Annotated in this window: 9 protein-coding genes; 5 read left to right on the forward strand and 4 right to left on the reverse strand. The window is 59.4% G+C overall.

The window, feature by feature from the left end; translation table 11 throughout:
- The coding region (locus R6T97_RS15460; protein ID WP_410350180.1) for a sugar transporter at window positions 1-581 on the forward strand (581 nt) is incomplete at its 5' end.
- On the opposite strand, the gene R6T97_RS15465 is transcribed toward R6T97_RS15460, so the two are convergent.
- From R6T97_RS15465 to R6T97_RS15480, 4 genes are all read right to left on the reverse strand, one after another.
- Window positions 578-1,888, reverse strand: coding sequence for a TRAP transporter large permease (locus R6T97_RS15465; protein WP_410350181.1), 1,311 nt, complete (start codon window positions 1,886-1,888; stop codon window positions 578-580). The two genes, R6T97_RS15460 and R6T97_RS15465, sit on opposite strands and share 4 nt — an antisense overlap.
- The gene (locus R6T97_RS15470) at window positions 1,885-2,424 is read right to left on the reverse strand and encodes a TRAP transporter small permease (protein ID WP_410350182.1); all 540 of its coding nucleotides are present in this window, start codon (window positions 2,422-2,424) and stop codon (window positions 1,885-1,887) included. Before R6T97_RS15470 ends, R6T97_RS15465 begins: the two co-directional genes overlap by 4 nt.
- A 10-nt stretch (window positions 2,425-2,434) precedes the next feature.
- Window positions 2,435-3,466: a TRAP transporter substrate-binding protein gene (locus R6T97_RS15475; RefSeq protein ID WP_410350183.1), complete on the reverse strand. Its 1,032-nt coding sequence runs from the start codon at window positions 3,464-3,466 to the stop codon at window positions 2,435-2,437.
- Window positions 3,467-3,537: 71 nt separating this feature from the next.
- Entirely contained in the window at window positions 3,538-4,224 is a 687-nt protein-coding gene (locus R6T97_RS15480) for a fumarylacetoacetate hydrolase family protein (protein ID WP_410350184.1), read from the reverse strand.
- A gap of 116 nt (window positions 4,225-4,340) precedes the next feature.
- On the opposite strand from R6T97_RS15480, the gene R6T97_RS15485 reads away from it, so the two are divergent.
- From R6T97_RS15485 to R6T97_RS15500, 4 genes are all read left to right on the forward strand, one after another.
- The gene (locus R6T97_RS15485) at window positions 4,341-4,970 is read left to right on the forward strand and encodes a paraquat-inducible protein A (RefSeq protein ID WP_410350185.1); all 630 of its coding nucleotides are present in this window, start codon (window positions 4,341-4,343) and stop codon (window positions 4,968-4,970) included.
- Entirely contained in the window at window positions 4,925-5,572 is a 648-nt protein-coding gene (locus R6T97_RS15490) for a paraquat-inducible protein A (RefSeq protein ID WP_410350186.1), read from the forward strand. The genes R6T97_RS15485 and R6T97_RS15490 overlap by 46 nt, the downstream gene beginning before the upstream one ends.
- Window positions 5,569-7,662, forward strand: coding sequence for an intermembrane transport protein PqiB (locus R6T97_RS15495; protein ID WP_410350187.1), 2,094 nt, complete (start codon window positions 5,569-5,571; stop codon window positions 7,660-7,662). Before R6T97_RS15490 ends, R6T97_RS15495 begins: the two co-directional genes overlap by 4 nt.
- Before the next feature lie 3 nt (window positions 7,663-7,665).
- Window positions 7,666-7,961 (forward strand): ABC-type transport auxiliary lipoprotein family protein (locus R6T97_RS15500; protein WP_410350188.1); only part of this gene is annotated, 296 nt, incomplete at its 3' end.

Below are 7,961 nucleotides of genomic sequence, written 5' to 3' on the forward strand. Positions count from 1 at the left end.
ATCTGGTGGCCATTACCGGCGCACCGGGCTGTGGCAAATCCACCCTCTCCAGCGAACTGGCCCGCCGCCTGAATGCACAGGGGCGCAAGTCCATCGTCGTTCCGATGGACGGGTTTCACCTTGATAATGGCATCCTCGAAGCGCGCGGCCTGCGTCCGCGAAAGGGTGCGCCCGAGACATTTGACGCACCCGGTTTTTTGCGTCTGATCAGGGCGCTCAAGACAGGCGAAGAAGTCTTTGCGCCCTCTTTTGACCGCACGCGTGATCTGGCCATCGCGGGGTCGGTTGCCGTGACTGCTGCGGCAAAGGTGGTGATTGTCGAAGGCAATTACCTAATGTTCGATGAAGCGCCATGGTCGGAGCTAGCGGACCTGTGGAATCTGTCCGCACGCGTGAACGTCCCCATGCCGGAGTTACGGGCGCGTCTGATCCACCGCTGGCTGAGCCTCAGTTATTCCTCTGCAGTGGCAACCCGCCGTGCCGAAGGCAACGACATTCCCAATGCACAGCGCGTGATTGACCGCGCCCTGCCCTGCGATATCGATCTGAACGGGGAACCTGTCCCAAAGGCCCGGCACTAGACGAACACCAAGGTGATAGCGGGGAACATCAGCAGGATGAACACGCGCACTACATCCGATCCGACGAAGAAGAGGACAGATTTATACGTCGCCGTCATCGGCGTGTCTTTGTCCAGATTGTTGATGATGAACAGGTTCATACCCACAGGAGGGGTAATCAATCCCACCTCGACCACGATCAGCACCATGATCCCGAACCAGATCGCAAGTTCTTCCGTCGTCATGCCGAAATCAAGGCCCAAGATGACCGGCCAGAAGATCGGCACGGTCAGCAGGATCATCGACAGGCTGTCCATCAGGCACCCAAGAACCAGATAGAACACGAGGATCAGCGCCATCACCATCCAGGGGCTGAACCCTTGTCCGGCCACCCAAAGAGACAGCTCCTGCGGCACTTGGGTGAGCGCAAGAAAGCCGTTGTAGAACCCCGCACCGAGCACGATGAAAAAAATCATGCCTGTGCCGGTTGCAGTTTCCGTGATGCTCTGACGGAAGACCTGCCAATTCAGCGCGCCCGAGAACAGCGCGATCAATCCGGTTCCCATCGCGCCCACGGCGGCCCCTTCGGTGGGGGTGAACCAGCCTTGGTAGATGCCACCAACGACCAGCCCGAAAACGATCAGCACAGGCCAGACCGCGCCCAGCGCCTTGAACCTTTCGGCATAGCCTATCCGGTCACGTGTTCCGGCCTGATTGGGATAAATCCGCACGTAGATCGCGATGGTCAGCATATATCCCAGTGCGGCCAGAATGCCGGGAATGAAAGCGGCGGCAAAAAGCTTTGCGATATTCTGTTCGGTCAGGATCGCATAGATGACAAGGATCACCGAGGGCGGGATCAGGATACCCAGTGTCCCGCCTGCCGCCAGTGTCGCCGTCGCAAAACCGCCGGAATAGCCATATTTGCGCAGTTCCGGCAGAGCGACCTTGCTCATTGTCGCAGCCGTCGCAAGCGATGACCCGCAGATTGCACCAAACCCCGCACAGGCCCCGACCGAAGCCATTGCCATGCCACCCTTGCGATGACCCAGCCATGCCTCTGCTGCCTTGAACAGTGACCGCGACATGCCCGAATAGGTTGCAAATTGCCCCATCAGCAGAAACATCGGAATGATCGAGAGGTTGTAGCTGGAAAAGGTGGAATAGACCTCGGATTTCAGCCGCGCCGTGAAAACGGTCGTCCCATCGGTCGCCAGCCACAGCCCGCCGATCCCGCAGACCAGCATGGCAAGCCCGATGGGTGCCCGCAGGAAGATCAGCAACAGCAGGAAGGGAAAGGACAGATAGCCCAGCGCCAGATCGGTCATAACATGCGCTGCCCCGTCAGGCGCATCGCCGCACAGTAGATACTGACGATGCTGGCCGCGATCGCCGCGATCAGGCTGGCGGCATAGGCCCACCAGATCGGAAACTGGATCAGATAGGTCGTTTCCCCATAGCGCATCTTGTCCTGCATGCCGACGAAAAGCCGCCATGTGATCAACACGATGACTATGGCCATGACAACGCTCCAGAACGTCCCCAGCGCGCGATTGACACCCTGCCCCATCCCGCTGGTAAACACATCCACCTTGGCATGGGCACCGCTAAGTTGCGTGAGCGGCAGGAACGAGAAGATCGCAAAAGCCACACCAGCCTCGACCAGTTCGAAATCGCCAAGGATCGGCCCGACACCAAGCGCAATGAGCCAATCACCAAGCCCGCGCAGCGCGCCCGAATGCGCCAGATCGCTCAACTCGCGACCTGCGACGCTGACACAAACCATGCCCACCAAAAGACACAGCACGATCCCGCCAAGCAGCGCCATGAATTGCGCAAGTTTCTGAATGACAGCGTGCAGCACGGAAACGGCCTTAGTTGCCCGTATTGTGTTTTGCGATCAAGGCAGTCGCCTCTTGATACAAACCGGTGCCATCAATGCCGGCGGCATCGGCTTCGGCAATCCAATTGTCGATCGTGGTCCGGCTGGCGGCGCGCCAAGCGGCTGTCTGTGCATCTGACAGGGTGATGATGGTATTGCCAAGTTCCTTGGCCAAGGCCCGCCCGGGTCCATCGTATTCTTGCTGTGTGCGACCGGCGAAGGCCGAAAACTCAAGGCCGGAATTGGCGTCGATCACCGCCTGCAGATCGGTTGGCAATGCATCGTAGGCGTCCTTGTTCATCGCAAAGATGAAAGCCAGCGTGTAAAGCGCGTCGCCGGGGAATTCCGTATGATAAGTCACCAGTTCTTGCACTTTCAGCGACGGAACCACCTCCCACGGGATCACGGCGCCATCAATGACGCCACGCGAAAGGGATTCCGGAACCGCAGGCACCGGCATCCCGACGGATGTGGCACCAAGCTGGGTGAACATCGTCGTCGTCGTCCGCGACGGGGCGCGCAGTTTGAGGCCGCGCAGATCGGCCACGTCTGTTACGGGGCGATTGCTGTGGATCACGCCGGGGCCGTGCACCCAAAGACCCAAAGGTTTGAAATCGGCAAAATCCGTATCCATCATCCGTGCTTCGGCCAGTTCCCAGAACGCGCGCGACGTGGCTTCGGCATCGGGCGACATGAAGGGCAGTTCGAACACTTCAAGCTGGGGAAAGCGGCCCGGTGTATAGCCTGCCACGGTCCAGACGATATCGGCCACGCCGTCAATCGCCTGATCAATCAGTTGTGGCGGCGTGCCGCCAAGCTGCATGGACGCAAAGAGGTCGATCTTGATGCGACCGTTGCTGTCCGCCTCTACGCTGTCCGCCCAGACATCCAGAATATGCGCAGGCACATTGGCTTGGGCGGGCAGGAACTGATGCAGGCGCAGTGTCACCTCTTGGGCGGCTGCGGTCGTAGACATGCAGGCAGCGGCCAAGGCCCCTAGCAGCGTGCGGCGGGTGAGTGTCATGTTGATCCTCCATAAGGCATGAGATTTGGCAGCAGTGTCGCGATACATGGTGTACCGCAAGGCACATTCAATCAGATGATTGTCGTTTCAACCGGAGCGAAATCGCCAATTGTGCCGTGTAATACGTCACCTTTTACGACCGGCCCGACGCCTGCGGGCGTGCCGGTCATGATCAGGTCACCGGCATGCAATGTATAAAGCGATGACAGATCGGCAATGATTTCCCGGATCGACCAGATCATATCCGAGAGTTTGGCTTGCTGGCGCGTCACGCCGTTTACATCCAGCTTCATCGCCAGATCGTCTATGCTGGCATTGCTGGCCTTGGGTGTCAGAGCTGCAATGATTGCGGAATTATCGAAATCCTTGCCGGTGTCCCAAGGGCGACGCTTCGCCTTGGCCGCCGCCTGCAGATCCCGGCGTGTCATATCAAGCCCGCAGCCGTAGCCATAAACCACATCCATCGCATCCGCTTGCGCGACATCCTTTGCCGTGCGTCCGATAGCGACGACAAGCTCCATTTCGTGATGCAGGTCTGCCGTGCGTGGCGGATACGGCATGTCTTGTCCGGACAACAGTACCGCCTGTGCGGATTTGGTGAAATAGAACGGCGCTTCGCGATCGACCTCATGCCCCATCTCTGCGGCATGATCGGCGTAATTGCGGCCCACGCAAAAAATGCGCCCCACAGGAAAGCCCGCGTCCCCCTGCACGGGGATCACGGGTGTCGGACGGGGCGGGAAGATTGTATCTGTCATGGCACTCTCTGCGCGTTATGTTGAAGCTGGCGGGGGCATAGCCTATCTAGGCTCAACGCGATAACCTCGCGACAGCCTTGGGGCAAGTCCCCTGACCGGCAGGAGCCCTGACCCGCGTGACGATACACACGACACCCATTGATGATCTGGTCGCCTGCCCGCAGTGCGACACGCTTCATCTGGCCAGCGCTCTGCCGGACAACGCACGCGCCCATTGCCAGCAATGCGGGATCGTACTGATGACGTCCCAACCCGCAGCCATGGCACAAATCCTGAGCCTTGCGCTGACCGCCTTTATCATGATGATCGCGGCTGTGAGTTTTCCATTTCTGACCCTGGATGCGGGCGGACTCCAAAATGCGACCTCCGTCATCGATGCCGTTCTCGCGTTTCAGGATGGCTATGCCTTTCCACTGGCCGTTGCCGTCGCGTTCTTTATCGTGGTTATCCCGCTTATGCGCCTCAGCGCGCTGATTTATGCCCTCGGACCACTGGTACGGGGGCAAAAGCCGCGTCAGGGTGCCCGCAAGGCATTTTCCCTTGCGGAACGCTTGCGGCCATGGAGCATGGCCGAGATTTTCATCGTCGGCGTGACCGTCGCGCTGATCAAGGTCGCAGGCCTCGCTGCCGTGACAATAGGACCCGCATTCTGGGCCTTCGCGGGGGTGGTGATTATCACTGTCCTTAAAGATCAACTGATATGCAGGTATTCGATTTGGGAAGCGCTGGACAAAGCCAAGGATTGATCACGGCCCGTGATGCGGGGCTGGTGGCCTGTCAGCAATGCGGACAGGTGCACACTTTGCAAGCCCGCATCTGCAAACGTTGCGAAGGGCGCCTGCAAAGCCGCGACGCCGAAAGTCTGCAAAAGGTCTGGGCGTGGCTGATCGCGGGCATGATCGCCTATATCCCTGCCAATCTTTATCCGATGCTTTTGACCTCCACCCTGACCGAACGCTCCGAGAGCACTATCATCGGCGGTGTGGCCGAGCTTGTGGCATACGGGTCATGGGGCATCGCCACGATTGTCTTCGTGGCATCTGTCATGATCCCGGTTGGAAAATTCGTGGCGATCATGTATCTGGCCATCAGCGTGCAACGTCATTCAGCCGCCAACCGCCACGAACGGCACAAGGCCTATGAGGTCGTCGAGTTCATCGGCCGCTGGTCGATGATCGATGTCTTTGTCGTTGCAATCCTGTCGGCGCTGGTGCAACTCGACAGTATCGCAACCATCAACCCCGGCATCGCCGCCGTCAGCTTTGCGCTCTCGGTGATTTTTACAATGCTTTCGGCGCAGGCCTTTGATTCCCGCCTGATTTGGGACGCAGACAGGACGCAACAATGAGTGATCCGGACGATACCGGCCCCGCACCTTTCGATGTCAGGCCCGCCAAACGGCGGATCTGGCAGCGTCTGTCGCTGGTGTGGCTGGTCCCTTTGGTTGCACTGGGCATATCGCTTTGGGCCGCATGGCAAAGCTACGCGGACCGCGGCACACTGATCACCATCAGCTTTGAAAACGCGGCCGGCATTTCCGCAGGCGAGACCACCATCAAGTACCGCGACGTGACTGTGGGCAAGGTCGAGGATCTGGAGTTCTCCGAAGGCCTTACCGATGTCCTTGTTCATGCGCGTATCGACAAGACCGTTGCCTCTTTCCTTGACGATGACGCCGAATTCTGGGTCGTGCGACCCGATGTTTCGCTGCGTGGCATTACAGGATTGGAGACCGTGTTGTCGGGAGTCTTCATCGAAGGCAACTGGGACACAGAGGCAGATGTCGCACAGACCCAGTTTGTCGGGCTTGAGCGGCCGAATCTGACCCGCGCCAACCAGCGCGGCACGCGCGTTATCTTGCGTGCGGATAACGGTGGTAGCATCGCTGCCGGTGCACCGATCCTGCACAAGGGCCTCAAGGTCGGCTATCTTGAAAAACCCGAATTGTCGTTCAATGGCAGTCAGGTGATGGTCAGCGCCTTTGTCGAAAGCCCCTATGACAGGCGCATAACCAGCAGTACGCGGTTTTGGGACACCTCGGGTTTCAGTGTTTCGTTCGGCACCGGAGGCGTATCGCTTGATGTCAACTCGCTGGCCTCGATCATCGAGGGCGGCATTGCTTTTGACACGGTCGTCTCGGGTGGAGAGCCAATCGCCGACGGGCACAGCTTTGACATTTTCTCTAGCGAGCAAGCAGCGCGCGACAGCCTGTTTACGGATCCCAACGCCGAAGTGCTGCAAGTCGCCGTGTTGTTCGAGCAATCCGTCAGCGGCTTGGCCGTGGGGTCCGAGGTCCGTTTTCAGGGTATCCGGATCGGTGAGGTCAGCAGCCTGAATGCAATCGTGGTCGGCGATGGATCAAACGCACAGGTGCGCTTGCAGGCGGTGCTGGCGGTTGAACCGTCCCGCCTTGGGATGGGCCCGAATGCCACAGCAGAGGACGCGCTTGAACTGCTTTCGGATTTCGTGACCCGCGGCCTGCGTGCCCGCATGGTGACGGGCAATATCCTTGCCGGAACGCTGTTTGTCGAACTGGTGCAGATCGAAGATGCGTTGCCCGCGATCGTCAACCTCACATCGGGCGAGTATCCGGTGATCCCGACAACAGAATCCGATATCTCGGATGTGGCAGCCACGGCAGAGGGGCTCTTGGCGCGCATCAACGCGCTGCCCGTCGAAGAACTGATGGATGGCGCAATCGATCTGATGGACAGTTTTGAACGACTGGCCAACGACGAAAATACACGTGCGACGCCTGCGGCATTGCTCGCGCTTCTGGACGAATCGCGTGCGTTGATCAATTCGGACGACATTCAGGCGATCCCGGGTGATCTGCGCAATGTCATCGGTGAACTGGACGGCCTGATGTCCGAGGCCGCCGATCTAGGTGTGATCGCAAATCTTGATGCGGCGGTCGCAACAGCGGCACAAGCGGCCACAAACATCGAAGTCGCCACGCGCAACCTGCCACAGATCACCGCAGATATCGAAACGCTGACCGCGCGGGCCAATGAACTGGAACTTGAGGCGCTGGTGACGTCGGCAACGGCATCCTTGAACGCCATCGACGGGTTCCTTGGCACCGATGATGCCGTGGCCTTTCCGGGCGAAGCCAACGCAGCACTTGCCACGATGCGGGCACTCCTGGACGAGGTCCGCGAAGGCGGCGCCGTTGCGAATGTCAACGCGGCGCTTGCCTCTGCCAACCAAGCGGCACGCGCTGTCGAAGATGCAGTCGGCACCCTGCCCGCTCTTGCCGCGCGCGCTGGCGAACTGGTCGATCAAACCCAGGCGGTCGTGAACAGCTATAGTGAGCGGTCACGCTTCAGCAACGAAACGCTTGCCACCCTGCGCGACATTCAGGAAGCATCCGATGCGATCTCTTCGCTGGCGCGGGCAATTGAACGAAACCCGAATTCCTTGCTGATTGGACGGTAATTCATGCTTTCACGTTTCATGGTCCTTGCCGTCGCCGCATTTGCAGCCTGTTCTCCCCTTGCGGATCGGGTCGCGCTCAGTCCGGCGCAGTCATCGCTTGAACTGCGCCCACGCGTGCAAAGCGCGATGGTGCGCACGGTTTCCCTGCCCACCTATGCCGCAGCCGAAGAGATTGCTCTGGAAACCACGGATGGCCGCATCATCATCCGCGAAGATGTGCTTTGGGCGGACAGGCCGGACCGGGCGGTCACCTTGATCCTGACCCGCACACTCGGGGATATTCTGAACACCGATGTCGG

It is taken from the genome of Yoonia sp. (assembly GCF_046498525.1).
Taxonomy (GTDB): Bacteria; Pseudomonadota; Alphaproteobacteria; order Rhodobacterales; family Rhodobacteraceae; genus Yoonia.